Origin of the sequence: Lentzea flava, assembly GCF_014648475.1 — a bacterium.
In the GTDB taxonomy this organism is placed as follows: Bacteria; Actinomycetota; Actinomycetes; order Mycobacteriales; family Pseudonocardiaceae; genus Lentzea; species Lentzea flava.
The window spans coordinates 112,734-139,136 of sequence record NZ_BMRE01000013.1; the positions used below are offsets into that span (position 1 = coordinate 112,734).

The 26,403-nt window shown below is 69.4% G+C and carries 25 protein-coding genes; 15 read left to right on the forward strand and 10 right to left on the reverse strand.

What is annotated here, in order from left to right; all coding sequences use genetic code 11:
* The first annotated feature begins 12 nt into the window (after positions 1-12).
* The 4 genes from IEZ09_RS17745 to IEZ09_RS17760 are packed head-to-tail and all read left to right on the forward strand — an operon-like array spanning position 13 to position 3,399.
* The gene (locus IEZ09_RS17745) at positions 13-906 is read left to right on the forward strand and encodes an ABC transporter ATP-binding protein (protein ID WP_189254812.1); all 894 of its coding nucleotides are present in this window, start codon (positions 13-15) and stop codon (positions 904-906) included.
* Positions 890-1,615 (forward strand): ABC transporter permease, encoded by a 726-nt coding sequence (locus IEZ09_RS17750; RefSeq protein ID WP_189254813.1) that lies wholly within the window; start codon positions 890-892, stop codon positions 1,613-1,615. The genes IEZ09_RS17745 and IEZ09_RS17750 overlap by 17 nt, the downstream gene beginning before the upstream one ends.
* Before the next feature lie 9 nt (positions 1,616-1,624).
* Complete coding sequence (locus IEZ09_RS17755; protein WP_189254884.1) at positions 1,625-2,779, forward strand: sensor histidine kinase; 1,155 nt, start codon at positions 1,625-1,627, stop codon at positions 2,777-2,779.
* Positions 2,776-3,399 carry a response regulator gene (locus IEZ09_RS17760; protein WP_189254814.1) on the forward strand — a complete coding sequence of 208 codons (624 nt, stop codon included), beginning with the start codon at positions 2,776-2,778 and terminating at the stop codon, positions 3,397-3,399. Before IEZ09_RS17755 ends, IEZ09_RS17760 begins: the two co-directional genes overlap by 4 nt.
* Before the next feature lie 163 nt (positions 3,400-3,562).
* Here the strand turns inward: IEZ09_RS17760 and IEZ09_RS17765 are convergent, their stop codons facing one another.
* The 10 genes from IEZ09_RS17765 to uraH form a co-directional block, all read right to left on the reverse strand.
* A complete protein-coding gene (locus tag IEZ09_RS17765; RefSeq protein ID WP_189254815.1) occupies positions 3,563-4,921 on the reverse strand; it encodes a hypothetical protein in 1,359 nt (452 codons plus the stop codon).
* Positions 4,922-4,942: 21 nt separating this feature from the next.
* Entirely contained in the window at positions 4,943-5,311 is a 369-nt protein-coding gene (locus tag IEZ09_RS17770) for an allophanate hydrolase-related protein (protein ID WP_189254816.1), read from the reverse strand.
* Between the two features lie 85 nt (positions 5,312-5,396).
* A complete protein-coding gene (locus IEZ09_RS17775) occupies positions 5,397-6,368 on the reverse strand; it encodes an XdhC family protein (protein ID WP_189254817.1) in 972 nt (323 codons plus the stop codon).
* 754 nt (positions 6,369-7,122) lie between these two features.
* A complete protein-coding gene (locus IEZ09_RS17780; protein ID WP_189254818.1) occupies positions 7,123-8,526 on the reverse strand; it encodes an NCS2 family permease in 1,404 nt (467 codons plus the stop codon).
* Between the two features lie 89 nt (positions 8,527-8,615).
* Entirely contained in the window at positions 8,616-9,077 is a 462-nt protein-coding gene (locus IEZ09_RS17785) for a nucleoside deaminase (protein WP_189254819.1), read from the reverse strand.
* A 19-nt stretch (positions 9,078-9,096) separates the two neighbouring features.
* The gene (locus tag IEZ09_RS17790) at positions 9,097-11,283 is read right to left on the reverse strand and encodes a molybdopterin cofactor-binding domain-containing protein (RefSeq protein ID WP_189254820.1); all 2,187 of its coding nucleotides are present in this window, start codon (positions 11,281-11,283) and stop codon (positions 9,097-9,099) included.
* Positions 11,280-12,635 (reverse strand): 8-oxoguanine deaminase, encoded by a 1,356-nt coding sequence (locus IEZ09_RS17795; protein WP_189254821.1) that lies wholly within the window; start codon positions 12,633-12,635, stop codon positions 11,280-11,282. Before IEZ09_RS17795 ends, IEZ09_RS17790 begins: the two co-directional genes overlap by 4 nt.
* Positions 12,632-13,093 carry a (2Fe-2S)-binding protein gene (locus tag IEZ09_RS17800; RefSeq protein ID WP_189254822.1) on the reverse strand — a complete coding sequence of 154 codons (462 nt, stop codon included), beginning with the start codon at positions 13,091-13,093 and terminating at the stop codon, positions 12,632-12,634. Before IEZ09_RS17800 ends, IEZ09_RS17795 begins: the two co-directional genes overlap by 4 nt.
* A complete protein-coding gene (locus IEZ09_RS17805) occupies positions 13,084-13,944 on the reverse strand; it encodes an FAD binding domain-containing protein (RefSeq protein ID WP_189254823.1) in 861 nt (286 codons plus the stop codon). The genes IEZ09_RS17800 and IEZ09_RS17805 overlap by 10 nt, the downstream gene beginning before the upstream one ends.
* Positions 13,945-13,946: 2 nt before the next feature.
* Positions 13,947-14,261, reverse strand: coding sequence for a hydroxyisourate hydrolase (gene uraH / locus IEZ09_RS17810; protein ID WP_229812665.1), 315 nt, complete (start codon positions 14,259-14,261; stop codon positions 13,947-13,949).
* A gap of 128 nt (positions 14,262-14,389) precedes the next feature.
* On the opposite strand from uraH, the gene IEZ09_RS17815 reads away from it, so the two are divergent.
* The 11 genes from IEZ09_RS17815 (at position 14,390) to IEZ09_RS17865 (ending at position 26,398) form a co-directional block, all read left to right on the forward strand.
* A complete protein-coding gene (locus tag IEZ09_RS17815; protein WP_189254825.1) occupies positions 14,390-15,829 on the forward strand; it encodes a PucR family transcriptional regulator in 1,440 nt (479 codons plus the stop codon).
* A gap of 9 nt (positions 15,830-15,838) precedes the next feature.
* On the forward strand, positions 15,839-16,216 hold the full coding sequence (locus tag IEZ09_RS17820) for a hypothetical protein (RefSeq protein ID WP_189254826.1): 378 nt from the start codon (positions 15,839-15,841) through the stop codon (positions 16,214-16,216).
* A 66-nt stretch (positions 16,217-16,282) separates the two neighbouring features.
* A complete protein-coding gene (locus tag IEZ09_RS17825) occupies positions 16,283-16,606 on the forward strand; it encodes a hypothetical protein (RefSeq protein ID WP_189254827.1) in 324 nt (107 codons plus the stop codon).
* Positions 16,607-16,655: 49 nt separating this feature from the next.
* Positions 16,656-17,390: a winged helix-turn-helix domain-containing protein gene (locus IEZ09_RS17830; protein ID WP_189254828.1), complete on the forward strand. Its 735-nt coding sequence runs from the start codon at positions 16,656-16,658 to the stop codon at positions 17,388-17,390.
* Positions 17,391-17,510: 120 nt separating this feature from the next.
* The gene (locus tag IEZ09_RS17835; protein WP_189254829.1) at positions 17,511-18,353 is read left to right on the forward strand and encodes a helix-turn-helix domain-containing protein; all 843 of its coding nucleotides are present in this window, start codon (positions 17,511-17,513) and stop codon (positions 18,351-18,353) included.
* A 107-nt stretch (positions 18,354-18,460) separates the two neighbouring features.
* Positions 18,461-21,481, forward strand: coding sequence for a protein kinase domain-containing protein (locus IEZ09_RS17840; protein WP_189254830.1), 3,021 nt, complete (start codon positions 18,461-18,463; stop codon positions 21,479-21,481).
* 91 nt (positions 21,482-21,572) lie between these two features.
* On the forward strand, positions 21,573-22,487 hold the full coding sequence (locus IEZ09_RS17845; RefSeq protein ID WP_189254831.1) for an NHL repeat-containing protein: 915 nt from the start codon (positions 21,573-21,575) through the stop codon (positions 22,485-22,487).
* A gap of 318 nt (positions 22,488-22,805) precedes the next feature.
* Positions 22,806-25,037, forward strand: coding sequence for a sensor histidine kinase (locus tag IEZ09_RS17850; protein ID WP_189254832.1), 2,232 nt, complete (start codon positions 22,806-22,808; stop codon positions 25,035-25,037).
* The gene (locus IEZ09_RS17855) at positions 25,034-25,468 is read left to right on the forward strand and encodes a roadblock/LC7 domain-containing protein (RefSeq protein WP_089913172.1); all 435 of its coding nucleotides are present in this window, start codon (positions 25,034-25,036) and stop codon (positions 25,466-25,468) included. Before IEZ09_RS17850 ends, IEZ09_RS17855 begins: the two co-directional genes overlap by 4 nt.
* Positions 25,468-25,833, forward strand: a complete 366-nt coding sequence (locus IEZ09_RS17860) for a DUF742 domain-containing protein (protein ID WP_189254833.1) — start codon at positions 25,468-25,470, stop codon at positions 25,831-25,833. Before IEZ09_RS17855 ends, IEZ09_RS17860 begins: the two co-directional genes overlap by 1 nt.
* Positions 25,814-26,398 carry a GTP-binding protein gene (locus IEZ09_RS17865; protein ID WP_189254834.1) on the forward strand — a complete coding sequence of 195 codons (585 nt, stop codon included), beginning with the start codon at positions 25,814-25,816 and terminating at the stop codon, positions 26,396-26,398. The genes IEZ09_RS17860 and IEZ09_RS17865 overlap by 20 nt, the downstream gene beginning before the upstream one ends.
* Positions 26,399-26,403 lie beyond the last annotated feature (5 nt).

Here is a 26,403-nt window from a genome sequence, read left to right on the forward strand (position 1 = left end):
GAGCCTTGAGGCATGGCAATCATCGAAGTGCGCGACCTCGGCAAGAGGTACGGGCCTCGGGTCGCGGTGGACTCGGTGTCGTTCGACGTCGCAGAGGGGGAGATCTTCGGCATCCTGGGGCCGAACGGGGCGGGCAAGACGACGACCGTCGAGTGCGTGGCAGGGCTGCGGACGCCGGACCGGGGGAGCGTGTCCGTGCTCGGGCGGCCTCCCGCGTCGGTGCGGTCGGCGATCGGCGTGCAGCTGCAGGCGTCCGAGCTGCCCGAACGGATGCGGGTGGGGGAGGCGCTGTCGCTGTTCTCGTCGTTCTACCCGGCGCCGGCCGACTGGTCCGAGCGGCTCGGACTCACTCCGCACCTGCGGGCGGAGTTCGGGCGGCTGTCCGGCGGGTTGAAGCAGCGGTTGTCGATCGCGCTGGCGTTGATCGGATCGCCGCGGGTGGCGATCCTCGACGAGCTGACGACCGGGCTGGATCCGCAGGCGCGGCGGGACACGTGGTCGGTCGTCGAGGAGGTGCGGTCGGCGGGGGTGACGATTCTGCTGGTCACGCACTTCATGGAGGAGGCAGAACGGCTCTGCGACCGGGTGGCGGTGTTCCGCGACGGGCGCATCGTCGCGCTGGACACGCCGTCCGGGCTGGTGTCGCGTGTGGACGGTTCGTGCCGGGTCCGGTTCGTGCCTTCCGCGCACCTGGACGTGGCGTTGTTGCAGGCGCTGCCGGAGGTCACCGAGGTGTCGGTGGTGGGGGAGCAGGTCGTCGTGAGCGGGTCGGAGAACCTGCTGCACGCGGTGACTTCCCTGTTGGCGCGCAAGCAGATCGTGGCGCGCGGGTTGCGCGTCGACCAGGCTTCGCTGGACGACGCCTACGTCGAGCTGACCGGGGGTCGTGATGTTGCGGATCATTGAGGTGGAAGCGCGGCTGTTCGTTCGCGATCGGCTGAACTCGTTGTTCGCGCTGGTGTTCCCCTGCCTGTTGCTGCTGGTGCTGGGAGCGATTCCGGGGTTGCGGACGCCGGCGCCGGAGTTCGGCGGGCTGCGGTTCATCGACAGCTACCTGTCGTCGTTGGTGGTGTTCACCTTGGCGTTCATCGGGTTGCAGCGCGTGCCGACGGTCGTGGCGACGTATCGGGAGAAGGGGGTGCTGCGCCGGCTGTCCACGACGCCCATGCACCCGGCGCGTCTGCTGGTGGGCCAGCTGGTGGTCAACTTCTGCGCGGCGATCTTGTCGGTGCTGCTCACTATCGTGGTGGCGTACGTCGTTTTCGGCGTCGACCTGCCTCACCATCCACTCGGCCTGGCGTGTGCCGTGGTGCTGGGAGGCGCTGGGACGTTCGCGCTGGGTCTGGTGATAGCCGCACTGGCCCCGACGGCGCGGGCGGCAGGTGGCTGGGCGACGGCGGTGTTCATGCTGCTGATGTTCTTCGGCGGCGTGTACCTGCCGCGGTTCATGCTGCCCTCGGTGGTTCAGAAGATCGGCTCGTACTCGCCTCCCGGTGTGGAGGCGGTGCAGCAGGCGTGGCTCGGCAGCGCGCCGGATTGGAGGCATCTTGCGATCATGGGGCTGGTGAGCCTCGTGGCGGGTACCGTCGCGGCCAGAACGTTCCGCTGGGAGTAGCTCGTGGACATGGCCGCGTTGGACAGGTGGGAGCGCAGGCTCGCTTTCATCGCACACGTGATCCCGTACTTCGTGCTGACCGTGACGACGGTGATGTACTCGATCTTCACGGCGCACTCCGGTTCGGAGCGTCTGATCACGTACGGCGTTGTGGCGTTCGGCTACGCGTGGATGCTGTGGTGGTTCACGTTGCATCCCGCGTGGCGCGGCCGCGTGGAGCTCATGGCCGTGTTCGTCGGTGGCATGGTCGTCTTCTACGGGGTGCTGGGTCTGCGTGAGCACTGGTTCGGCGCGGTGTCGTACGCGGTCTACATCTACGCGAGCGAACTCCTGCGCGGCCGCTGGATGTTCTTCGTGGTGGCGCTGACGGCCGTGCTGGCGACGCTGTCGTTGTTCGGCGGATACCCACCCGCGGGCGAGTCACCGGCCTTCTGGCTGCTGTTGATGGTGTTCGTCGTCGTGGCGTGCACCTTCACGTTCGTCGGCCACGTGACAACTGAACAATCCCGGCTGCGCAAGGAGCTGCTGGAGGAGAACGAGGGCCTCCACGCCCAGCTGCTGGTGCAGGCGCACGAGGCCGGTGTGCAGGACGAGCGCCACCGTCTGGCGGGCGAGATCCACGACACGCTGGCCCAGGGCCTGACGGGCATCATCACGCAACTGTCGGCGGCGTCGGCGTCCGACTGGGAACGCCGCGTGTCGGTGGCCGCCGACCTGGCGCGCTCGAACCTGGCCGAGGCCCGCCGCTCGGTGCACGCGTTGCGCCCGCCCGCGCTGGACTCCGCCGCCCTGCCCGAGGCACTCGACGAGGTGGCCTCCGGCTGGTCCACGGTGTACGGCGTGCCGGTGTCGGTCACGCTGACCGGCGCCGTGCGCGTGATGCACCCGGAGGTGGAGGTCGCCTTGCTGCGCACCGCGCAGGAGGCCCTGGCGAACGTGGCGAAGCACGCCTCGGCGTCCCGCGTCGGCCTGACCCTGTCGTACATGGAGGACGTGGTGACGCTGGACGTGCGCGACGACGGCGTGGGCTTCGACCTGACGCACCCGTCGTCCGGCTTCGGCCTGCCCGCGATGCGGCATCGGGTGCACCGGCTGTCCGGGGCGCTGTTCGTGGAGTCGGAACCCGGTGCGGGGACGGCGATCTCGGCGCGGGTGCCGGCGTGATCCGGCTGGTGATCGTCGACGACCACCCGGTCGTCCGCGACGGTCTGCGCGGCATGCTCGCCGCGCCGGACTTCGAGGTCGTGGGCGAAGCGGCGTCCGGCGACGAGGCGGTGGCCGTCGTCACGGCGTTGTCGCCCGACGTCGTGTTGATGGACCTGCGCATGCCGGGCTCCGACGGGCTGTCGGCGATCGAACGGCTGCGTGACCACCCGTGCCGCGTCCTGGTGCTCACGACCTACGACACCGATCGCGACGTGTTGCCCGCGATCAAGGCGGGCGCGACCGGCTACCTGCTGAAGGACACCCCGCGCGACGAGTTGCAGCGGGCGATCCGCGCTGCGCACGCGGGGGAGGCCGTGTTGTCGCCGGCGGTGGCCACGCGGCTGCTGGGTCAGGTGCGGGAGCCCGCGCTGGAACCGTTGTCGGCGCGGGAGCTGGACGTGCTGGCGCTGGTCGCCAAGGGGTCGACGAACCGGGCGGTGGCGGCGGCGCTGTTCATCAGCGAGGCGACGGTGAAGACCCACCTGTTGCACGTCTACGCGAAGCTCGGCGTCTCGGATCGGGCGGCCGCCGTGGCGGTGGCGTACGAGCGCGGGCTGCTGCGCAGCCGAGGACGGTGAATGCCGGGCCTGGTGGTGATCAGGCCCGGTGAGAGGCAGGTCCCCCGCGGCGGGGCCACTTCGGTTGGCCCCGCCGCCTGCGGCAACTCCCCCTTGCCACTCCCTCACCCCTCGTCAGATAGAGAGCCGGGTGCGGCCGCTGAGATACGAGATACCTGTCGGATCACACGTTCGGAGTAGTCCAGAGCTCGTCGACCAGGGTTTTCGCCGTGTCGGTGAGCTGCTGGCCGCCGAAGCGCCCGATGCGCGTCCAGGCGCCGAGGCTCACCTCGTAGACGGGCGTGTCCCACGCCTCGGGGTAGGTGAGGTAGCCGAGGAAGTTGTTGGCGTACCCGACGGGCAGCACCGTGCGTTCGTCGTCGGACATCGCCTTCAGCTGGAGGCCCAGTTCCACGAACGGTTCGCCGGGCAGGCCGGCGAGAGCCAGGTCGCCGATGCGCAGCACCTGCACCTCGGCGTCGATGGGATCCGTGCCGCGGTCGATGGCGACGAGGCTTTCCTCGACGTCCTGCACCGCCTGCATCAGCTGCACGATCTCGGCCTTCGGGGCACCGCGGTCGACGGCGTCGGCGAGTGCGCGCTGGCGCACGGCCAGCTCCGCCGCGAAGGGCTCTCGGTCGGGCAGGTCGCGTGACTCGACCTGGATGGTGCGCTGGGCGGCGGACACCGGGCCGGTGAGCTCGGTCTCTCCAGGGATCCCCAGCGCGGTCTGGCCGAGGTACATGCCCATGCGCTCGGTGTGCGCGAAGAGGTTGCGGATGAACTCGAAGTTCGGGTTGTTCTCCGCGTCGAACGTCTCGCCGTCCGTCAGCGGGTCAGGCGGCGGCGACTGGTTGCCCGCCGCGCCCTGCAGGAACAGCGCTGCCCGGCAGTCCGGTTCGTTGAGCTCGAGGAACGCGGACGTGACGCCGGGGTAGTCGGCCGACGCGAACGGCTGCACCTGCACGTAGACCGGGTGCGACGTGAAGTGGTAGAGCACGGTGCTCCACCCGTCGCCCCGGAACCGCACCACGGTGACCTCGGGATCGTCCGGCGGGACGCCGGGGTAGACGTGGCCGTTGCGGTTGATGGCCAGCGTGCCGGGCGTCACCGTGCCTTTGCCGATCGTCGCGGTGACCGGCCGCCTGCTCTCGAAGGCTTCGCGCGCGGCCTGGGCGATCCGGTCGCGGAACGACTCCAGGTAGGCCTGGTCGGGAAACGGCCGCGTGTCGGCCGTCTCCGCGCTCGAGTGCGTGTGGGAGCTGGCGATCATGACATGCGTGGGCGGCACGCCGGTCTGCTGCTGAACGAGCTCCCGGACCTCCGCGGTGAAGTCGCGGCCGGGCCCGAGGATGTCGTTGTTGATGCCGAGCGAGTCGACGGCGATCACGATCACGGTCTCCCCGTTGGTGATCGCCGTGGCGCGCGCGAAGAGCGGATCGTGCACCCCGAGGAACAACGAATGCCGCGGCAGACCACCGACATAGGGCGCCGTAGGCGGCGGCGTCACGTCGACTTTCGCCGAGCCGGCTTGGAATGGCATGGCCTCACCCCCGTGTGCGATTCACCCCTGCAAGTACAGGTTCCAGTCGCCCAGATGTGAGATGTCAGTGAGATCGCTCGAATGGAGGAACTCGTTCCTGAGCACGGTGGCGAGCGCGGCCCCGCCGTCCTCGAGCTCGATGACCCCGATCTCCAGCTCCGCGGGCTCGGCGGGAACCAGGTGATCGCGCAACACGGTGAGCGGCAGGTCGTACAACTCGCCGACGACCTGCGCCGTGCCGGACGCGTGCATGGCGGGAAACTCGTCGCGCACGGAGAAGTAGCGGTACTTCGGCGCGCTCTTCACCCGTCCGAGCATCGGCGTGCCCTGAAGCTGCCCGTGCAGCGGCCCGCCCCGCATGCCGCCGCCGTTGAGAAAAATCAGTGCCATTTTCGTCCTGACCTCTGCTTTTGGTAGGGGCCCTGCACTGCCGTCTGTGCTCTACCTGCGATTCCTCCGTGGGTGAACGGTCCGCTCACCCGCGCCGCGACAATTCACAGGAACCGATCGGGAGAGAATTTCGTTGCGCCAGGAGGAAGCGCGCGGGGGAGCGGTGGATCGGAGAGGAGAGGTCCCCGAGCGGCAGCCCGGTACCGCCGTGCCGCAGAGCCACGAGCTCAGCCGCGATCGACACCGCCGTCTCCGCAGGCGTGCGCCCGCCGAGATCGAGCCCGACCGGCGACCGCAGCCGCCCCAGCGCCGCCTCACCCACCCCCGCCTCACGCAGCCGCGCGAGACGTTCGGCGCACGTGCGCCGCGACCCGAGCGCCCCCACGAAGGCAAGAGGCCGACCCAGCGCTTCAACCAGAACCGGAATGTCGAACTTGGGATCGTGCGTCAGCACCACCACCGCCGTCTGAGCATCGGTGTACGTGGCCGCGAGATAACGGTGCGGCCAGTCGACGACAACCTCGTGCGCCGCAGGAAACCGCTCCGGCGTGGCAAACACCGCCCGCGCATCGCACACCGTGACGTGATACCCGAGGAACCGCCCGATCTCGGCCACCGCGGCCGCGTGATCGATGGCGCCGAACACCAACAACCGCGGCGCGGGCAACCAACTCTCCGTGAACACCCGCCCTTCGGCCTCGAAGCGCACCGACACCGGATGCCCGTCCACGGACGCCTGCAGCGCAGCGCGCAACGAGGGCGTGTCGCGCTGCACCAGCACATCCAGCGAGCCACCACAGGTCAGACCGACCGCAAAGGCCGTGTCGTCCGAGTAGCCGAACGTGGCGAGCCGCCGCTGAGACGTCGCAAGCACCTCACACGCGAGGTCGTACACCTCCGCCTCCACGCAACCCCCGGACACGCTGCCGATCACCGCGCCCGAGGGCCCGACCGCCATCGCGGCGCCCACGGGCCGTGGTGCGCTACCGCGCACGGCCACCACCGAGGCGACCGCGAAGCGGTCCCAGGCCAGCAACGTCTCAGCCAGGTCGCGCATGAGGAACCTCCGTTCGTGTGCAGGTGTGATCACTGGCCGCACGTCTTTGGGCATCGGCCGATGTGAGCGCCGGTCGCTCGTGTTCGGTATGGGGCGGTGCGATCACCGGCCGCTCCTGTTGCGGCGTGGGCCGGTGTGATCGCCGGCTGCCCGTGTTGGGGCGTGGGGCGTTGTGAGCGCCGGTCGCTCGTGGTGGGGCGTGGGGCGTTGTGAGCGCCGGTCGCTCGTGGTGGGGCGTGGGGCGGTGTGATCACCGGCTGCTCGTGGTGGGGCGTGGGGCGGTGTGATCACCGGCTGCTCGTGGTGGGGCGTGGGGCGGTGCGATCTGCGGCTGCAGGTGTTCGGGTGCGGGGCGATGGATGGGTCGCGGTGTTCCGATGCGGGCGTGACCAGCGGCCGTTGATCAGGTCCGGGTCGAGGCGGGTCGCGCGTCGGGCGTCCGCGGTCGGTCGCCGTCCGTCCCAGGCAACATCAAGATCGGTGGCGGTGTCGGGCTGGGGTCGGTGGTCGGGTTCCGGCTGGTGTCGGTGGGCGCCGGGTTGGATTCGTGATCGCTGGTTGGTTCGTGGTCGGTGGCCACTGGTCTCGCCCCCGCCGAAGTGCACGATGAGCACCAGGGCGAGGTTCGTGGCCAGGGGCCACCGACCGGGTCAACGGTGCGCGTCGCTTCCCACCATCCCGCCGGGCGAAGACTCCCGATCAGTGGCCGCTGATCGGGCCCGCGCCGAGGCAGGCGGTGGGCGCGAGCGATGGGTCAGTGGCCGCTGATCAGGTCCACGCCGAAGTACACGGCGAACATCAGGGCGAGCCCCGTCATCAGCCAGCCCGGCCACCGCCCCTTGCAGATGCGCAGCACCACGTAGGAGACCAGGCCGGCGCCGATCCCGTTGGTGATCGAGTAGGTGAACGGGATGATCGCCACGGTCAGGAACACCGGGATGGTGAAATCGGTGTCCTGCCACGGGATCCGGCGGATCTGGGTCATCATCAGGCCGCCGATCACCACCAGGGCCGGTGCCGCCGCCTGGGCGGGTACCACGGTGGCCAGCGGTGTGAAGAGCAGCGCCACCAGGAACAGGCCGCCGGTGACCACCGAGGCCAGGCCGGTTCGGGCGCCTTCGCCAACGCCCGCTGCCGACTCCAGGAACACGGTGTTCGGGGCTGAGCCCGTCACGCCGCCGGCGATGGCGCCTGCGCCGTCGACCATGAGGATTTTGCCCATGCCCTCCACTCGGCCGTCGTGGGAGAGGCCCGCCTCGTCGGCTACCGAGGTGATGGTGCCCATGGCGTCGAAGAAGCCGGACAGGACGAGGGTGAACAGGAAGATGGTTGCGGCGATGACGCCCGCTGAGACGAAGCCGCCGAACAGGTCTATGCGGCCGAACAGGCCGAAGTCGGGGGAGCCGACCACGGACGACGGCAGCGAAGGCGTGACGAGGCCCCAGCCCTTGACCGTGAAGAGCGAGTTCACCGCGATCGCGACGACGGTGGCCACGACGATGCTGATCAGCACGGCGCCGGGCACGCCGCGGGCCAGGAGGACGATCATCAGCAGCAGGCCCAGGCAGAAGACCACGATCGGCCAGCCGCTGAGGTGGCCGTCGACGCCCATGCGCACCGGCACGGTGGAGCCGGCGGCGTCGGGGGTGCGGGTCACGAAGCCTGCGGAAACCAGGCCCACCAAAGCGATGTAGAGGCCGATGCCCACGGTGATCGCGATTTTCAACGGGGCCGGGATCGCGTTGATGATGCGTTCGCGGACGCCCGAGACGGCCATGACCACGATGCACAGGCCTTCGAGCACCACCAGGCCGAAGGCCTGCGCCCACGTCATGGTCGGCGCCATCTGGAAGGCCACCACGCCGTTGACGCCCAGGCCGGCGGCCAGGGCCAGAGGGGCGTTGCCGACGAGTCCCATGAGGACGGTCATCACGCCTGCGGCCAGGGCCGTCGCGGTGGTGATCTCGGCGATGGTGAGCTTGGCGCCGGTGATGTCGGCGGACGCGCCGAGGATCAACGGGTTCAGCAGCACGATGTACGACATCGCGACGAAGGTCGTGATGCCGCCGCGCACTTCCCGGCCGAGGGTGCTGCCTCGTTCGGTGATGCGGAAGAACTGGTCGAGGGCAGACGACTGCCGGGTTCGCAACTGAGTCATGGACGGCCTTTCCCATGCCGGTGGGCGCGTTCCAACGCCGGAACGCGTTTAAGCAATGCAAGCTCCGGTCAGCAAAAAAGGCTTGTGGCCTAGTAGTCGATACGGGTCGCGAGGGACAACCACGCGGTGAACGGGGCGTTGTCCTCGCCGGTGGAGATCTGGTGCACGGGCAAGTCCCAGTCGGTGCGGGGCTTGCTGAACAGGTCGTAGAACTCGCGGTCGTCGAAGCCCGCCGCGGCCGCGTCGTGGCGGTCGGCGGCGTAGACGACCCTGTCCACCCGCGCCCAGAGCGCGGCCGACAGGCACAGGGGGCACGGCTCGCACGAGGAGATCAGGGTGCAGCCGGTCAGGCGGAAGTCGCCGAGTGCCTGGCAGGCCGCGCGGATCGCGACCACCTCGGCGTGCGCGGTGGGGTCCAGGGTGGGCGTCACCTGGTTGACGCCGGTGGCGATGACCGCGCCGTCGCGGACGATCATCGCGCCGAACGGGCCGCCGCCGGAGGCCACGTTGCGGGTGGCCAGGTCGATGGTGGCGAGCAGATGTGCGTTCACAGCGGGAAACTCCAGACGATCAGGTACCGGTGAGGTGTTCCGGGCGGACCGGGACGCGGGTGAGCGCCAGGCCGGTCGCCGCGCGGATCGCCGCCACGATCGCCGGGGTCGACGAGATGGTGGGCGGTTCGCCGACGCCGCGGATGCCGTACGGGGCGTGGGGGTCGGCCAGCTCGAGGACGTCGATGCTCATCGGCGGCATGTCGAGCACGGTGGGAATGAGGTAGTCGGTGAACGACGGGTTGCGCACCTTGCCGCCGGAGGTCTGGATCTCCTCCATCACCGCGAGGCCCAGGCCCTGGGCGGAGCCGCCCTGGATCTGGCCGACCACGGCCTGCGGGTTCAACGCGCGGCCCACGTCCTGTGCGCAGTCGAGGGCGACAACGCGCACCAGACCCAGTTCGACGTCCACGTCGACGACGGCGCGGTGGGCGGCGAAGCCGTACTGGACGTGCGCATTGCCTTGGCCGGTAACGGGATCCAGCGCTTCCGTCGCGCGGTGCCGCCATTCGACGGTCTCGTCGATCACTTCGGAACCGATGTCGACCCGGCCGTTCAAGCGGGCCCGGACAGCGGCGCACGCGGCCTTCACCGCGCCGCCGGTCACGTACGTCTGGCGCGACGCCGAGGTGGAGCCGCCGTTGCCGATCGTCGTGTCCATCGGCAGCACGGTCACGCGCTCGATGCCCAGCTCGGTCCGCACGATCTGCTGCATGATCGTCACCAGGCCCTGGCCGACCTCGCACGCGGCGGTGTGGACGGCGGCGGCCAGCGAGCCGTTGACCATCGACACCCGCACGCGGGCGGTCGAGTAGTCGTCGTAGCCCTCGGAGAAGCAGATGTTCTTGATGCCGACGGCATAACCGACGCCGCGCACCACGCCCTCTCCGTGCGTCGTGTTCGACACGCCACCCGGCAGCTCGCGGATGTCCGACGACGTTCCAGCGGGCAGAGGCTTGTCCTGCACCAGCTTCAGCAGCTGCGCGACGGGCGCGGCGGAGTCGACCACCTGACCGGTCGGCATCACGGAACCCTCGGTCATCGCGTTGCGGATCCGCACGTCGACCGGTGACATGCCCAGCGCCTCGGCCAGTTTGTCCATTTGGGACTCATAGGCGAAACCTGCCTGCACAGCACCGAATCCGCGCATCGCACCGCACGGCGGGTTGTTCGTGTAGACGCCGTAGCAGTCGACTGTCACGTTGTCGACCTCGTACGGGCCCACGCCCAGCGTCGCGGCGTTGGCCACGACAGCAGGCGTCGAGGAGGCGTACGCACCGCCGTCCAGGTAGATCCGGGCGCGGACGTAGACCAGCTTGCCGGTGTGGTCGGCGCCGTGCTCGTAGTACAGCACGGCCGGGTGCCGGTGAACGTGCCCGTAGAACGACTCTTCGCGGTTGTAGACCATCTTCACCGGCTTGCCGGTGTGCAGCGCCAGCAGGCACGCGTGCACCTGCATCGACAGGTCCTCACGACCGCCGAACGCACCACCGACGCCCGACAGCGTCAGCCGCACCTTCTCCTCCGGCAGGCCCAGCGCGGACGCCACCTGCGTGCGGTCGACGTGCAGCCACTGCGTCGCGATGTACAGGTCCACCGAACCGTCGGACGCCGGCACCGCGAGCCCGGATTCCGGACCGAGGAACGCCTGGTCCTGCATGCCGACCTCGTACCGGCCGGTGACCACGACGTCGGCCTGGACGTCCTGCGAGCCACGCCGGATCGGCACGTGCCGCACCAGGTTCCCGCCGGGGTGCAGCGGAACGGAGTCGACCGCGGTCTCCATGTCCACCACGGGGTCGAGCACGTCGTAGACCACGGCGATCTTCTTCATCGCCCGCAGCGCGGTCTCCGGGTGGTCGGCACCGACCAGCGCGACCGGTTCGCCCTGGTAGCGCACGACGTCGACGGCCAGCACCGGCTGGTCCTTGTGCTCCAGCCCGTACAGGTTCCGCCCCGGCACGTCCGAGTGCGTCAGCACCGCGTACACGCCCGGCACCTTCAGGGCCTCGGTCAGATCGATCGACACGATCCGCGCGTACGGGTGCGGCGAGCGCAGGGTCGCGCCCCAGATCATGTCCTCGTGCCACAGGTCGGACGCGTAGGCGAACTCGCCGCGCACCTTCAGGTTGCCGTCGGGGCGCTGGGGCGACGTCCCGATGCCACCGGACACCGCGGAGGTCAGTTCGGCGGGAGTGAGGGTCATCGCGCAGCCTCCTGAAGCTTCAGACTGGCGGCGGAGAGGTCACGCGCCAGCTCGTCGGTCGACGCCGTCTGCAGGACCCCGTCCCGCACCACGACCTCACCGCCCACGATCAACAGTTTCAACGGCGGTGCAGTGCCCAGCACCAGTGCCGCCACCGGGTCCGCGATCCCCGCGTAGTCCATTCCGGACAGATCCCAGACCGCGAGGTCCGCCACCTTGCCCGGCTCGATCGACCCCAGCGAGTCCGCGCGGCCCAGGCACTGCGCGCCGCCCATCGTCGCCATCCACAACGCCTGCCGGACGTCCAACGAACGCGGTCCGCCCCGCTGCCGCGCCTGGTGCAGGGCCGCACGCAGCTCGACGACCAGCCCACCGTCCTCATTGGACGCGGCACCGTCGACGCCGAGCCCGACCGGCGCACCGGCGTCCAGCAGGTCGCGCACCGGCGCGATCCCGGTGCCCAGCCGCCCGTTGGACGTCGGGCAGTGCGCGGAACCGGTCGAGGTCGCCCCGAGCCGCTTCACCGCGTCCGACGACAGGTGCACGGTGTGCGCGAGCCACACGTCCGAACCCAGCCAGCCGAGCTGCTCGGCGTACTCGGTCGGCGTGCAGCCGTTCTCCGCCAGGCACTGCTCCTCCTCGTCCAGCGTCTCGGCGAGGTGCGTGTGCAGCCGGACGCCGTGCCGACGTGCCAGGGAAGCAGCGCCGGTCATCAGCTCCCGCGACACCGAGAACGGCGAACAAGGCCCGACGGCCACGCGCACCAGAGCGTCGTCCGCCGTCGAGTGGTAGTCGCCGATCGCCTGCTCGGTCGCGATCAACGCGGCCTCGGTGTCCTCGACCAGGTTGTCCGGCGGCAACCCCCCATCGGACTGGCCCCGGTCCATCGACCCGCGGATCGCCTCCAGCCGGATCCCGATCCGCCGCCCCGCCGACACCAGCGCGTTGAACACGTCACCGCCGCCGGACGGGAAGACGTAGTGGTGGTCGGCGGCCAAGGTGCAGCCGGTCAACGCCAGCTTGGCCAGTCCGGCCGACGCCGCGGCGTGCGTGACCGTGTCGTCCAGCCCGCGCCACACCGGATACAGCGTGGTCAGCCACTCGAAGAGCGTCGCGTCCTGCGCGAGCCCCCGCGTCGCCCACTGGTAGAGGTGGTGGTGCGTGTTGATCAGTCCCGGCGTGACCAGGCACGACGACGCGTCGACGTAGGTGTGCGACTCGTAGGGCCGAGGCGCGGGACCCGAACCGACCGAGGCGATCCGGCCGTCAGCGGACACCACCACGTGCCCAGTGGCGTGCTCGGTCCCGGACGAATCCACAGTGGACACCGCACAGCGGTCGAGAACGATCATCGGCGCGACGCCGCCAATCGCACGGCGTCCAGGATCTTCTCGTATCCCGTGCAGCGGCACAGGTTCCCGGCGAGCGCCTCGCGGATCTCCGGGTCGGACGGCGAGGGAACGCGGTTCAGCAGATCGTGCGCCGCCACGACGAGACCGGGCGTGCAGAACCCGCACTGCACCGCACCCGCCTCGACGAACGCCTCCTGCACCGGGTCCAGCTGGTCCCCGGAAGCGAGCCCCTCGACCGTCCGCACCGAACGGTCCTGCGCCTGCCCCGCCGCGACCAGGCACGCGCACACCGGCACGTCGTCCAGGTACACCGTGCAGGAGCCGCACTCGCCCTGCTCGCAGGCGTTCTTCGAACCGGGCAGCCCGAGCCGCTCGCGCAGCACGAACAGCAGCGACTCGCCTTCCCACACGTCGTCGGCCTGGCGCTGCTCGCCGTTGACCGTCACGTTCACGCGCATGCCTGCTCCCCGTCCAAGAGTTCCTGCCAGGCCCAACCCAGGGTCCTGCGCGCCATCACTGCCAGTGCGTGCTTGCGATACGCCGCCGACCCGCGCACGTCGTCGATCGGCGACGCGGCCCGCGACACCAGCTCCCCGAACTCCCGCTTCACCGAGTCCAGCAGCGGCTGGGGCGACGAGAAGTCCAGCGCTGAGGCCAGGAACTCCTCCGCCTCGTACGCCCTGCGCGGCGTGGGAGCCGCGGACCCGACCGCCGCACCGACCCTGTTCTTCTCGGGGAACAGCGAGATCGCGAACGAGCACACCGCGATCACCATGGCGTTGCGCGTGCCGACCTTGGAGAACTGTTGTGGCCCCTTGGCAGGCGCGAGGTGCACGGCCACGATCAGTTCGTCCTGCTCCAAGGCGTTCCGCTTGACTCCCAGGTAGAAGTCGACAGCGGGGATCATCCGAGTCCCGCGCACGGAGGCCACTTCGATGACGGCGTCGGACGCGAGCAGCACCGGGTGCGTGTCCCCCGCGGGGGAGGCCGCGCCGAGGTTGCCGCCGACCGTGCCCCTGTTGCGGATCTGCGGCGACCCGACGGTGCGTGCGGCCATCGCGAGGCCGGGGAGTTGCGCGCCCAACTCGTCGATGATCCGCACGTACGGCACGCCGGACCCGATCCGCAGCCCGTCGGACCACTCGCGGAGCTCGGGGATCCGGGTGAGGTCGAGCAGCGCGGCAGGGCGGCGGTGGTCGAAGTTGAGCTCCACCATGACGTCCGTGCCACCGGCGATCGGCACGGCGTCCGGCCGGGCGGCCTTCAGCTCCAACGCCTCCGCAAGCGTTTCCGGTCGAAGGAAGTCCATCGTCAGCTACCTCGGTAGGTGGAGTAGGCGAACGGCGACAGCAGCAGCGGCACGTGGTAGTGCTGTGCCGGATCGGAGTAGTCGAACGTGAGCACGACCTCGGGGAAAAAGGGCGCGGCCTCGGAGGTGTCGAAGACCAGCCGGTAGACGCCTGCCGGCAGGCCATCACCCCATCCGGTGATCCTTCCGTCGGCGTTCGTCTCGGCGGAACTCACCTCGGTCCCGTCGCGGCGCTGCAGCGACACGGTGATGCCCGCGAACGGCCTGCCGCGTGCCGCGTCCAGCACGTGCGTGGAGATCGTCACTCGCCCTCCCATCTGGTTGTGAGCCAGTACACATAGCTACAGGTCCGCACCTCTACGGCCGGGACACATGAATCAGCAGGCTCCTACACGTAACGAATTTGTGCTTTCCTACAAACACGAATGGACGAAAGTGACCTCCCATGTTGTTGCTGCGGACGTTGCTGCAGATGCCGGAACTGCGCCTGAGCCTGCACACCGGTGAGGACCAGCTCGACCGGACGGTCACCCGCGTGTACGGAACGGAGCTGCCCGACCCCAGCCGGTACCTGTCCGGCGGCGAGCTCGTGCTGTCCGGCCTGCTCTGGCACCACGGCCCGCAGGACTCCGAGACGTTCGTCCGCTCACTGGCCTCCGCCCGCGTCGCCGGCCTGGCCGCGTCCGAGACCGAGAACCGAGCCCTGCCCGACGATCTGGTCGCCGCCTGCGAACGCCACCACGTGCCGCTGCTGGAGGTGCCGGTCGACCTGTCGTTCGCCACGATCACCGAGCGCGTGTCGATGGAGCTGGTCGGCCTGTCCCGCCACCGCCGCCTGCTGAACGTCGTGGCCGAGGGCTCGGGACTGCCCGCGTTGCTGCTGGCGGGCGGCCACGAGCTGAGTGCGCCGTGCTGGGTGCTCTCCACGACCGGCCGTGTCGTGGCCGGTGGGGAGCTGCCGGAGCGCGTGTCGCTCGTGAAGGAGTTCCTGCAGGCCGACCGGCTGCCGAAGACGGTCAGGGGCGTGACGCTCGTCCCCGTCTCCGAACGCGGCGGCACCCGGCTCACCAGCTGGATCCTCGTCGTGGGCGGCGAACCGCAGCAAGAGGCCGCTGCCGAGCTCGCCTCGCTGGTCGCGCTGGAACGTCTCCGGCAGGCGCAGGGCAGACAGATCGAGAACAGGACCGCCGGGCCGCTGGTGGCCGCGGTGCTGAGCGGTTCCGCCGACGTCGAGTCGCGGCTGGCGGCGGCCGGGCTGGAGAACGCCCGGCTGCGGGTGATCAGCGCCGTGACGTCCGATCAGCGGGCCGATCTCGCCGCGGCGGTGCTGGAGGAAGCGCTGCCCCAGGCTCTGGTCACGCCCGTCGGCGACACCGTGTACGCCGTCGCCCGCGCCGACGACTCGGTGCCGGACGACGTCCGCGAGGCGATGCGCGTGATGGAGCCGGGTCTCGGGCCGTCGCGGGTGCTGGTCGGGATCAGCTCGCCGGTCGAGTCGCGCGGGTTGCGCGGCGCCGCGGAGGAAGCGACGCACGCGCGCAGGCTCGGCGAACGGCGCAGCGGCCGCACGTGCGTGGTGGCGGGTGAGGAGATCGCTCTGCACCAGCTGCTGCTCGCGGGCGTGCCGGAGGAGCTGCGGTCGTCGTTGCGGCGCAGGCTCCTGGGACCGGTGCTGGACTACGACGCCGAGCACGGGTCGGATCTCACCGGGACGCTGAAGGTGTTCCTGGACTGCTCCGGCTCCTGGACCGCCGCCGCGGCCAAGCTGCACGTCCACGTGAACACGTTGCGCTATCGGGTGGGGCGCGTGGAGGAACTGCTCGGCGTCGACCTCGCCGAGTTCGAGGCGCGCGTGGACCTCTTCCTGGCGCTGCAGGCGGGGTAACGTGGACGCATGCCCCAATCCGTTGCGGGCAACGTCGTTTTGTTCGCCATCGCCGCGGTAGCGCCCAGTGCGTTGTTCTGGGCGGTGGTCAACGTGCCGCGCGCCCTGCGCAGGCTGCGCCGCCCCGCTCTCGTGTCCGAGCATCAGCCGATCGAATGCATCGCGGCCGACCTTCGTCGCGTCCGCCGCGTGCTGTCGTGCTTCCAGCCCGGCACGTCGGCGATCAAGCGGATCGGGGCTCGTCAGGCCTACGACGAGCTGCTGAAGCAGGCCTGTTCGGCGTTGGACGTCCCGCACCGGCTCGACACGCTGCCCGAAGGCGTGGACCGCGACATCGAACGGATGCGGCTGGAAGAGTGTTTGCGGAATCTCGGGTTGTCAGTCTGATGGCTGATAGCGCTTGAGCCTTCAGGCTGATGCACGCGCACCCCTCTGTTTCCTACCGTCTCGGCCATGAAGACCGCCGCCTTACTAACGGGCCTGTTGCTCGCCGGGAGCACCGGTTGCGCGACAGCGCCCAGCATCCGCGTGGTGGTCGAGGGAACGGGCACGACGGACCGGCTGACCTACTCGTTTCCCGGTGAGGAGGAACGAACCCTGCGCAATCCCGACCTGCCGTTCGAGCGCACGGGGGCGCGCAAGGGGCGGGTCGTGATCAGGCTCGAGGGCGTGCACGGCGAGCTCACCTGCAAGATCATCATCAACGGGCGTCAGGTGAAGACCGCCACGTCCACCACGGGTGCCGCACTCGCGTGCGATCACTCGATGGCCGTCTGACGCAAGAAGAGGAAAGCCCGTAACTTCAACGTGTTGGGGAGGTACGGGTATGAGTGACGTTTTGACCGGCACCACCACAGGGGCTGTTCGATTCCGGGGGCGCGGCGGGGTGCCGCCCCAGTTCCAGCTGCCGGAGCCGCCGCGGCACTTCGTCGGCAGGCAGGAGGAACTGGCGCGGATCAGGGCCGGCGGGGTGACGGTGCTGAGCGGGCCCGCCGGGGTGGGCAAGACCGCGCTGGCGCTGAAGTGGTTGCAGGACAGGGGATCGGGACTGTACGTCGACCTGGCCGTGCGCGAGCCGGTCGAGGACCTGCTGACGGCGTTCGGGTTGAGCGACGTGGCCGCCGACGATGCAGCCGCGGTGTTCCGCAGTCTCGTCACGCGCAGGCAGTTCACCCTGTTGCTGGACAACGCGGACTCGGCCGAGCAGGTGACGCCGCTGCTGCCCGCGTCCGGCACGGTCGTCGTGACCAGCCGCGAGAGGCTGAACCTCGCGCAGGCGCAGGAGATCGACGTCGAGCCGCTCACGGACGACGGGCGCATCCAGCAGCTGCTCGATCTGTCCTATGTGGAGCTACCGGAACGGCAGGCGCGGCTCTACCGGTTGTGCGCGTGGCAGCCCGGCCCGTTCGACGTGCAGGCGGTGGCCGCGATCGCGGGGGAGCACGAGTGCGACGTCGAGGACGCGCTGGACGACCTGGTCGAGAAGTCGTTGCTGACCGAGGTGGGCGACGCCTTCAGGTTCCATGACCTCGTGCGTGCCCATGCGCGCACGAAACGCTAACAATGCAATTAGCGTGTTTAAGGCCATAGGGGGCTGATAAACGCGGAAACCTGGCGTTAAAGGGTTGTCCACAGCGGGTGGTCCCATTCGGTAATCCGAATTGGTCATATCCTTCGCGTCATGCCGAAGGATTTCCGGGCCACGACGCTCGAACGCGCCATCGGGCGGCAGCTGGCCGGGTGGCGCCACGAGCGCGAGCTCAGCCTCACCGAGGCGGGCCAGCGCGTGGGTTTCAGCAGCGCCAAGCTGTCCATGATGGAGAACGCGGTGCAGCCGTCGGCGGCCGTGGACATCATGGCGCTCGGTTATGTCTACAAGGTGCCCATCGCGGAATGGCAGGCCGTGGTGCTGCAGGCGCAGCACGCGGAACAAGTGCGCATGCGCGCGCTCACCAACACGATTAACTTCGACCCGGCCGCGGACTTCGCGAATCTGGTGTTCGAGTCGACGTTGCTACGCGTGTTCACGACGGATCTGGTGCCGACCGTCTTTCAGCTGCCCGGCTACACGCAGGCCGCGTCGCAGTCCGACGACCCGGTCCGCACGGCGCGGCTCACGATGGTGCGGGAGGCGTGGTCCACGCGGCTGGGTGACAAGGATCCGCTCGCGGTGCAGGCGGTGTTCCCCGAAGCCGTGCTGCGGCAGGTGGTCGGCGGGCCGCGCGTGATGAAGGCCCAGTTGCTGCACCTGATGGAGGTCAGCGAGCATCCGGCGGTCAGCATCCAGGTGGTGCCGCGCGGTGCCGGGGCGTATCCGGCGATGGGGTCGCCGTTCACGTTGCTGAGCTTTCCGCACCGGCAGCACAACGACGTGGTCTACCTGGAGACGTTCATCAAGGGGGAGTACGTCGAGGATCCGGGGCTGACCGAGCAGTGCGCGCAGCGGTTCGCGGAGCTGCGGCGGATCGCGCTGGGCACCGGGGAGTCGCTGGAACTGATCGCGGAGGCCGCCGCCGAGCTGTAGGACGTAGGAGGTGGCTCTGCGCGGCCGGATGATGCGAAACCCGTAACCGAGGGCGGCCCTTAGTCGATGATGAAAAGAACGGATCGACGAGCAGGGGGAGCCTCGAGTTGCAGAAGCGCCGGATCGTGGCCGGTGTCGCGCTCGCCGCGGCCGCGGTGTCATTGGTCGTCTTCCTCGTCGTGCAGGGACTCGACCGCGCGGACAAGCTGGGCAGTGTCATCAGCGCGCTCGTCGCCGTGACCAGCCTGTGGTTCCTGTTGCCGAGGCCCGGCATCGACCCGATGAGGCTGCTCGACGAGCTGAACATCGAACCGCTGCATCGCGACGATCCGCGAAAGATCGGCGAGTACACCCTGCTCGGGCGGCTGGGGCCGGGTGCGACGGGCATCGTCTACCTCGGCGTCGACCGGCGGCGGAGTCGTTTCGCGGCCGTCAAGGTGATGGGGGCCGGGCTCGCCGGCAATTCGGTCAGCCGCACGCGGTTCCAGCGGGAGATCCGGTCCGTCGACGACGTCGGCAAGGCGGCCGGCGGTGAGTTCCCGACGCTGCTCGACGCCAACGCCGACGCGGAACAGCCGTGGTTCGCCACCGAGTACCTGCCCAGCGTGACCCTGCAGGACCTGGTCTCCGCGGACAACCCGTGGCGTCCGGCGGCGGTGGCGTGGCTGGCGCGCGTGATCGCGGGGAAGCTGCGGCTCGTCCACGACAAGGGGCTGGTGCACCGCGACCTGAAGCCCGCCAACGTGCTGCTGGGTGTCGACGATCTGTGGATCATCGACCTCGGCATCGCGAAGAACTCCGAAGATCCCGGCCTCACCCGGCACGACGCCATCGGAACGGTCGCGTTCATGTCGCCGGAGCAGGCCCGCGGCATCGAGGAGGTCACCGCGGCGAGCGACGTGTTCTCGTTGGGTGCTCTGCTGGTGTACGCGGCGACGGGCGCACCGCCGTTCGGCAACGACGACGACACCCGGCGCCGGATCCTCGTCGACGAACCGGACCTGAGCGGGCTCGCGGGCTGGGACAGCGCGCTGACCGGCCTGATCCGCCGGTGTCTCGACAAGGACCCGGCACAGCGCCCGTCGCTGACCGAGATCATCGACGTGTGCAAGCGGTTTCCCGGCGCCGCGCCGGAGTGGGTTCGCGAGCAGGCGGCGCGGCGCAGGGCGGCGCTGGAGGCGGCACAGCAGCAGGAGGTTTCCTCCGCGGTTCCGTTGTGGCGTCAGGCCAGGACGCGGTGGACCGCGCTCGCGGCGGTCATCGCGTTGCTCGCGTTCGTCGTCGTGCCGATCTTCTCCTGGCCGTCGGGTGGCGGCGCCGCGGCGACGCTGCCCACGTGCACGGCGACTCCGGACACGACGCTGAACGTCGGTGTGTCCGCGGACAAGAGCGAACTGTTCAAGGAGATGGCCGCCGGTTACGGCGCCCGCTCCGCCGACGGGCACTGCGTCGGGGTCCAGATCATCGAGCTGAACTCGGGCGCCGGCGCGAACACGCTGGCGCGCGGGTGGACGGAGTCGGACGGTTTGCGTCCCGACGTGTGGTCGCCGGCTTCCAGCGAGTGGCTGGACATCGCCCGTGACCGCGCGGCGGGCAACACGAGCGCCATCGCGGCGTTGCCGACGGAGGCTCGCGGGGCGGTCGTCACGACTCCGGTGGTGATCGCCATGCCGAAGCCCATGGCGGAGGTGCTCGGCTGGCCGAGCACGAAGGAGGTCAGCTGGCGGACGCTCGCGGACCTCGCCACCGACGCGCAGGGCTGGGGCCGGTACCAGAAGGACTGGGGACCTTTCCGGCTCGGCAAGACGAACCCGAACTACTCGACCTCGGGCCTCAACGCGACCATCGGCGCCTTCCACGCGTTCCGCGCCAACACCGACGCGAGCGGACCGCTCGAGGACAGCGACGTCGACGACCCGGCCGCGCGCAGGTTCGTCCAGGACATCGAGCAGTCGATCGTGCACTACGGCGAGACGAGCCTGCACTTCATGCGCAACCTGCGCACCGCCGAACGCAGGGGGCAGGTGCTCTCCTACATCTCGGCGCTCACCATCGACGAGAGCTCCATGCTGGCCTACAACGCCGGGTACCCCAGCGGCGCACTGTCCACTGAGGACCCGAAGGAGGCCGAGCCCGCCACCAAGCTGGTCGCGATGTACCCGAAGGAAGGGACGATCTTCCACGACCACCCGTACATCGAGCTCACGTGGCCGGACATGACGAAGGCGAAGCGGGAGGTGAGCGCGGACTTCCTCCGGCACCTGCGTTCCCCGCAGGCGCAGAAGCGGTTCGGGGAGCTCGGCTTCCGCGATCCCTCGCACGCGTCGGGCGTGCTCGCCACCGAGGGCAACGGCGTGTCGCCCGGTTTCGCGGTCAAGGAGCTGCCGAAGCCGTCCGCGCACACGCTGGACAAGGTGCTGACCGCGTGGAGCGCCGTGCGCAAACCGGCGAACGTCCTGTTCGTCGTCGACACGTCCGGCTCGATGAAGTTCGGTGTGACCGCCACCGACGTCCAGAAGCAGAACTGCGAGCCCGACCTGAAACAGCGGGATCCGGCCACCCAGCACTGCCCGTCCAAGATCGAGCTGATCAAGAAGTACCGCGGCGAGATCGTCAGCGGCTTCACCGACTCCGACCGCCTGGGCCTGTGGAACTTCTCCACCACGGGCGCCGCCGGAACAGGTCCTGGTTGCCGCGGCGACCACTGCGAGCTGTCGGCGATCAGCCCGCTGAACGAGGTCAAGCGCCAGGAGATCGCGGACAAGATCAGGGCCCTGCCGGCCGAAGGCGGGACCGGCTTGTTCGACACGGTCGACCAGGCGGTCACCGTCATGCGGCAGCAGCTCGACCGGAAGGCCATCAACGCCGTCGTCCTGCTCACCGACGGCCGCAACGACAAGAGCACCGGGCTGACCCTCGACCAGCTGCTCGACCGCATCAAGGTCACGGCGGGTGCGGAGCCGGTCAGGGTCTTCACGATCGCCTACGGTTTCGCCTCCGACGAGGACGCCAGGGGACGCGACGAGCTGAAGAAGATCGCCGAGGCGACCGCGGCCGGTGCGTACGAGGCCAAGGACCCCAGCACGATCGCCGAGGACCTCGTGGCGGCGATCACGTCGAACTTCTGAGCTGCGCAGATGTCGGCTTCCTGAGAAAACTCCTGTTCGCCCGTCTGGGGCGCAAGGATCGAGGGCGCACCCTGATCCGATTGGAGGCGGCATGTACCGCAGATTCGGTGTCCTGCTCGCGGCGGTCCTGGGCGTCACGCTCACGGCCGCGGCGCCGGCCACCGCAGACGCGTCCCTGCTCGGTCCGACACAGCACTTCCCGACGGAGTTCTCCCTGCCCAACGGGTGGCAACCGGAAGGCATCGCGATCAGCGGCACCACGGCCTACTTCGGGTCGCGGGCCGACGGGTCGATCTACGCGGCGGACCTGCGCACCGGCAAGGGCGCGGTGCTGGCCAAGGGGCCGGGCACGCCGTCGCTGGGCATGAAGGTCGACGGCAAGCGCAGGTTGTGGGTCGCCGGCGGCACCGGTGGCGACGCACGGGTCTATGACACCCGCACTGGTGCGTTGCTGGCCAAGTTCCAGTTCGCGACCACGGACACGTTCGTCAACGACGTGGTGCTGACGAACAAGTCGGCGTGGTTCACCGACTCGCGCAAGGCGGTGCTTTACGAGGTGCCGCTCAGCCTCAAGCCGCACCGGACTCTGGAACTGACCGGCGATCTCGTGATCACGCCCGGCGCGGTCAACCTCAACGGCATCGTCACCGGGCTCGACGGCGGGTTGATCGCCGTGCAGAGCAACACCGGCAAGCTGTTCCGGATCGATCCCAGGAGCGGCAAATCCATCGCCATCAATTTGAGCGGTCAAACACTCACGAATGGCGACGGCCTGTTGCGTGAGGGACGGCAGTTGTACGTGGTGCAAAACAGGCTGAACAAAGTCGCGCGCTACACGCTCAGTCGTGAGGGAGCCTCGCTCGCTGCGGAACGCACGGACGCGCGGTTCGACGTGCCCACGACGGTGGCGGCGTTCGGCAAGCGCCTCTACCTGCCGAATGCCCGCTTCACCACCCCGCCGACGCCGGACACGGCCTACACCGTCGTCGCGGTGGAGCGTCCCTAGAACAGGCACGAGAACTAGCCCGTACGGGGGTTCTTGCGTTGTGAGAACCCCCGGACCGGGTGTTGCGCCGCTCACTCGACTGGGTAGCCTGCCACCGCGTAGTGCGTGTGATCGCTGTCATTGGGTAACGATGATCTCTACTTGTTACCTTATTGCAGCCGAAGGAGTGACTCGGGTTACCCGCAGCGCTAGCCGTGGGACACAGGAGACCGTGAGAGCGCTGTGAACGAGAAGAGCGGTTACACACCGACCAACTACCGGACCATTCGGTCGCGGTTGGCCGGCGTAGTCGTTGTACCAAGCGTTGTCTTGCTCGTCATGTGGGCGGTTTTCTCCTCTTACACCGTTTTCGACGGTTTCTACATGCGGTCGATCGCGTCGAACGTGCGCGAAGCCGCGATTCCGTCAGCGGACGCCTTCGCGGGGCTGCAGAAGGAACGGCAGCTGAGCCTCGTTCTGCTGAGCAGGGCACCCGGTGTCGACGCCGCGACGCTCACCCGGCAGCAGGCGCAGACCGACGAGTCGCTGCGCCGGATGAAGGAGGTCTTCGCCGACCTTTCCGGCAACTCGCCCCAGGACGTCGTCGACCGGATCAACGCGCTCAACTCGGTGCTGAACGAGCTGCCGCAGCAACGCGCGCAGGTCAAGGCAGGCACCGCGAACCCGCAGGCGGTCTACGACTACTACAACGGCCTCATGGACGCCGGTGTGTCGCTCTTCGGCCACCAGGCGCGGCTCGTGCCGGACGCGGAGGCCGGGCAGGCCGACATCCAGGCCGTGACGATCTTCCAGGCGGCCGACTGGATGTCCCGCGCCGCCACCGTTGGTTCGCGTGGGCTGCTCAACGGCAAGTTCACCCCGGCCGAACGGACCGAGTTCGTCCGGCTCATCGGCGCCTACCACTCGAGCGTCGACGCCACGATCCCGTTCGCGCTGCCGCAGCCGCGCAGTCAGTACGACGCGCTGCGGACCAGTTCCGAGTACCGGACGCTGCTCGACCTCGAGAGCCGGATCATCAACGGCGACACCGGCGTCACGGACCAGCAGTGGCGCGCGGCGGCCGGTCCCGTGCACGAGAAGCTCGTGCAGATCGCGGCCCGGCAGGCCGAGGACGGCGCCGAACTGGGCCTCGACAAGGCCAACAGCAGGCTCACCGCCGTGCTGGTCGGCAGCCTCATCGCGTTGCTCGCGGTCGTCGTCGGCATCGTGCTCGCGTTGCGCATCTCGAACCGCCTGGTCAGCAGGGCGCTGGTGACGCGGCTCGCGTCGCTGCGGGAGGACACGCTGCGGCTCGCGCAGGAACGGCTGCCGCACATCGTGGCGCGGCTGCGCGGCGGCGAGCAGGTCGACGTCCACCGCGACATGCCGCCGCTCGACTACGGCAACGACGAGATCGGCCAGGTGGCCGACGCGTTCAACACCGCCCAGTACACGGCCGTCGCGGCCGCGGTGAAGGAGACGCAGGCCCGCGAGGGCGTGAACCGGGTCTTCCTCGACATCGCGCACCGCAACCAGGGTCTCGTGCACCGGCAGCTCAAGATCCTCGACAAGCTGGAGCGCGAAGAGGAGAACCCCGAGCAGCTGGACTCGCTCTTCCAGCTCGACCACCTGGCGACGCGGGCCCGCCGCAACGCCGAGAACCTGATCATCCTCGCCGGTGAGCAGCCCGGCAGGCAGTGGCGCAAGCCGGTGCGGCTGAGCGACGTCATCCGCGCCGCCGTCGCCGAGACCGAGCAGTACGTCCGGGTCAGGGTCAACCCGGTGCCGGACCGCGCGCTGGTCGGTGTCGCGGTCGCCGACACCATCCACCTGCTCGCGGAGCTCGTCGACAACGCCACGGCCTTCTCGTCGCCGCGGTCCGAGGTCATCGTCCACTCGAGCGCCGTGCCGCACGGCATCGTGATCGAGATCGAGGACCACGGGCTCGGCATGACGCAGGAGGAACGCCTCCAGGCCAACGCGAAGCTCTCCAACCCGCCGGACTTCGAGACGATGGCGTTCCGCGGCGAGTCCCGGCTGGGACTGTTCGTCGTCGCCCGGCTCGCCGCGCGGCGGGGCATCAAGGTGGAGCTGCGCGACTCGCCCTACGGCGGCACGGTCGCGCTGTGCGTGCTGCCGCCGAACATCGTCGCCCCGCACAGCGCCGCCGGCGACATCACCGAGACCACGCAGATGCCGGTGCGGTCGTTCCACGACCAGCGCCACGGCCACCTCGAGGAACACCCGAGCTTCCCCGTGACGCTCGCGCCAGAGGTGCAGGCGGCACTGAACGCCGGAGCGCTCCCAGCCGTTTCCGCAACTGATGCATCCGTGGACGAAGAGAACCCCGTGGTGACGCCGCCGGACGGGAAGCCGGCGCTTCCCCGCCGCAAGAAGCGGCAGAACCTCGCGCCGCAGCTCATGCAGCCGGGGGAGTTGCCACACGCCGAACCGGTGACCGGCGAAAGGTCGGCAGAACGGACCCGTGACGGGCTCGCCGCGTTCCAGCGCGGCACCCGTGACGCCCGCCTGACCGACGACTGGAGATCAGAAGGAGCCCCCTCGTCATGAAGGACAACACCAGCCAGCACGGCGAACTGAACTGGTTGCTGGAGGACCTCATCCAGCGCGTGGTCGGCGCCCGTCACGCGGTCGTGCTGTCGGCGGACGGACTCCTGCTCGGCCGCTCGGCCGGGCTGTCCCGCGACGACTCCGAGCACCTGTCCGCGATGGCGTCGGCCTTCCAGTCGCTCGCCCGCGGCACCGGCCGGCACTTCGGCGGTGGTGCGGTGCGGCAGACCATCGTCGAGATGGAGCACGCGTACCTGTTCGTGACGGCGGCCGGCCACGGCGCGTGCCTCGCCGTTCTGGGCGAGGAGGACGCCGACATGGGCATGATCGCGTACGAGATGAACATGCTGGTCAAGCGAGTGGGCACGTACCTCTCGTCGGCGCCGCGCGCGGAGACCGCGACAGTCCCGTCGGCGCGTGAGTCGCGCTGATGAGCGCGCGGGAGGACTGGTGGTACGACGAGGCCGCGGGGCCGCTGGTGCGGCCCTACGCCATGGTGCGCGGCCGCACCCGGCCGAACGCGCCTGATCTGCACCTGGTGACGCAGGTCCGTGCTTCCTCGTTTGCGTCCGACCAGACGTCGCTGACGGTCGAACATCGCGAGATCATGGCCCTGTGCGCACGCCCCCTCTCGGTCGCCGAGGTCGCTGCCTACCTCGACGTGCCGCTCATCGTGGTGAAGGTCCTGCTGTCGGACCTCATCGAGCGCGGTGACGTGATCGTGCAGAACTCCTCCCCCCAGATTCCCGACAGGGATCTCCTGCAGGCCGTACTGGATGGTGTTCGTGGGATCTGATGGCCAGCTGACCGTTCCGACAGCGGTCAAGATCGTCATCGCGGGCGGGTTCGGCACCGGCAAGACCACCATGGTCGGGTCGGTGTCCGAGATCCCGCCGTTGAAGACCGAGGAGCTGCTCACCGAGGCCGGTGTGCACGTCGACGACCTGGCGGGCATCGAGGGCAAGGACACCACCACGGTGGCGCTGGACTTCGGGCGCATCACCATCAACACCAAGGTGGTGCTGTACCTGTTCGGCACGCCCGGCCAGAACCGGTTCTGGTTCATGTGGGACGAGCTGGCCACCGGTGCGATCGGCGCGGTCGTGCTGGTCGACACGCGGCGGCTCGACTCGTCGTTCCCCTCGATCGACTTCTTCGAGCACCGCGGGATCCCGTTCGTGGTGGCGGTGAACTGCTTCGACGGGGCGCAGCTGTACACGGTGGACGAGGTGCGGCACGCGCTGGATCTCGACGACGGGATCCCCGTGGTGCTCTGCGACGCGCGCGACCGGGAGTCGTCGAAGGCGGTGCTGGTCGGGCTGATCCAGCACTCGATGAACCGGCTCGAGGCAGCCGTCTAGGTGTT

What these genes read in the sequence shown, in the direction of transcription:
- IEZ09_RS17795 (WP_189254821.1), bottom strand. Translation starts at nt 12,635, where the DNA reads ATGATCGTTCTCGACCGCTGTGCGGTGTCCACTGTGGATTCGTCCGGG.
- IEZ09_RS17790 (WP_189254820.1), bottom strand. Translation starts at nt 11,283, where the DNA reads ATGACCCTCACTCCCGCCGAACTGACCTCCGCGGTGTCCGGTGGCATC.
- IEZ09_RS17845 (WP_189254831.1), top strand. Translation starts at nt 21,573, where the DNA reads ATGTACCGCAGATTCGGTGTCCTGCTCGCGGCGGTCCTGGGCGTCACG.
- IEZ09_RS17865 (WP_189254834.1), top strand. Translation starts at nt 25,814, where the DNA reads ATGGTGTTCGTGGGATCTGATGGCCAGCTGACCGTTCCGACAGCGGTC.
- IEZ09_RS17805 (WP_189254823.1), bottom strand. Translation starts at nt 13,944, where the DNA reads ATGGACTTCCTTCGACCGGAAACGCTTGCGGAGGCGTTGGAGCTGAAG.
- IEZ09_RS17855 (WP_089913172.1), top strand. Translation starts at nt 25,034, where the DNA reads ATGAAGGACAACACCAGCCAGCACGGCGAACTGAACTGGTTGCTGGAG.
- IEZ09_RS17815 (WP_189254825.1), top strand. Translation starts at nt 14,390, where the DNA reads ATGTTGTTGCTGCGGACGTTGCTGCAGATGCCGGAACTGCGCCTGAGC.
- IEZ09_RS17780 (WP_189254818.1), bottom strand. Translation starts at nt 8,526, where the DNA reads ATGACTCAGTTGCGAACCCGGCAGTCGTCTGCCCTCGACCAGTTCTTC.
- IEZ09_RS17750 (WP_189254813.1), top strand. Translation starts at nt 890, where the DNA reads ATGTTGCGGATCATTGAGGTGGAAGCGCGGCTGTTCGTTCGCGATCGG.
- IEZ09_RS17775 (WP_189254817.1), bottom strand. Translation starts at nt 6,368, where the DNA reads ATGCGCGACCTGGCTGAGACGTTGCTGGCCTGGGACCGCTTCGCGGTC.
- IEZ09_RS17825 (WP_189254827.1), top strand. Translation starts at nt 16,283, where the DNA reads ATGAAGACCGCCGCCTTACTAACGGGCCTGTTGCTCGCCGGGAGCACC.
- IEZ09_RS17765 (WP_189254815.1), bottom strand. Translation starts at nt 4,921, where the DNA reads ATGCCATTCCAAGCCGGCTCGGCGAAAGTCGACGTGACGCCGCCGCCT.
- IEZ09_RS17860 (WP_189254833.1), top strand. Translation starts at nt 25,468, where the DNA reads ATGAGCGCGCGGGAGGACTGGTGGTACGACGAGGCCGCGGGGCCGCTG.
- IEZ09_RS17830 (WP_189254828.1), top strand. Translation starts at nt 16,656, where the DNA reads ATGAGTGACGTTTTGACCGGCACCACCACAGGGGCTGTTCGATTCCGG.
- IEZ09_RS17755 (WP_189254884.1), top strand. Translation starts at nt 1,625, where the DNA reads ATGGCCGCGTTGGACAGGTGGGAGCGCAGGCTCGCTTTCATCGCACAC.
- uraH (WP_229812665.1), bottom strand. Translation starts at nt 14,261, where the DNA reads ATGGGAGGGCGAGTGACGATCTCCACGCACGTGCTGGACGCGGCACGC.
- IEZ09_RS17850 (WP_189254832.1), top strand. Translation starts at nt 22,806, where the DNA reads ATGTGGGCGGTTTTCTCCTCTTACACCGTTTTCGACGGTTTCTACATG.
- IEZ09_RS17820 (WP_189254826.1), top strand. Translation starts at nt 15,839, where the DNA reads ATGCCCCAATCCGTTGCGGGCAACGTCGTTTTGTTCGCCATCGCCGCG.
- IEZ09_RS17800 (WP_189254822.1), bottom strand. Translation starts at nt 13,093, where the DNA reads ATGCGCGTGAACGTGACGGTCAACGGCGAGCAGCGCCAGGCCGACGAC.
- IEZ09_RS17745 (WP_189254812.1), top strand. Translation starts at nt 13, where the DNA reads ATGGCAATCATCGAAGTGCGCGACCTCGGCAAGAGGTACGGGCCTCGG.
- IEZ09_RS17770 (WP_189254816.1), bottom strand. Translation starts at nt 5,311, where the DNA reads ATGGCACTGATTTTTCTCAACGGCGGCGGCATGCGGGGCGGGCCGCTG.
- IEZ09_RS17835 (WP_189254829.1), top strand. Translation starts at nt 17,511, where the DNA reads ATGCCGAAGGATTTCCGGGCCACGACGCTCGAACGCGCCATCGGGCGG.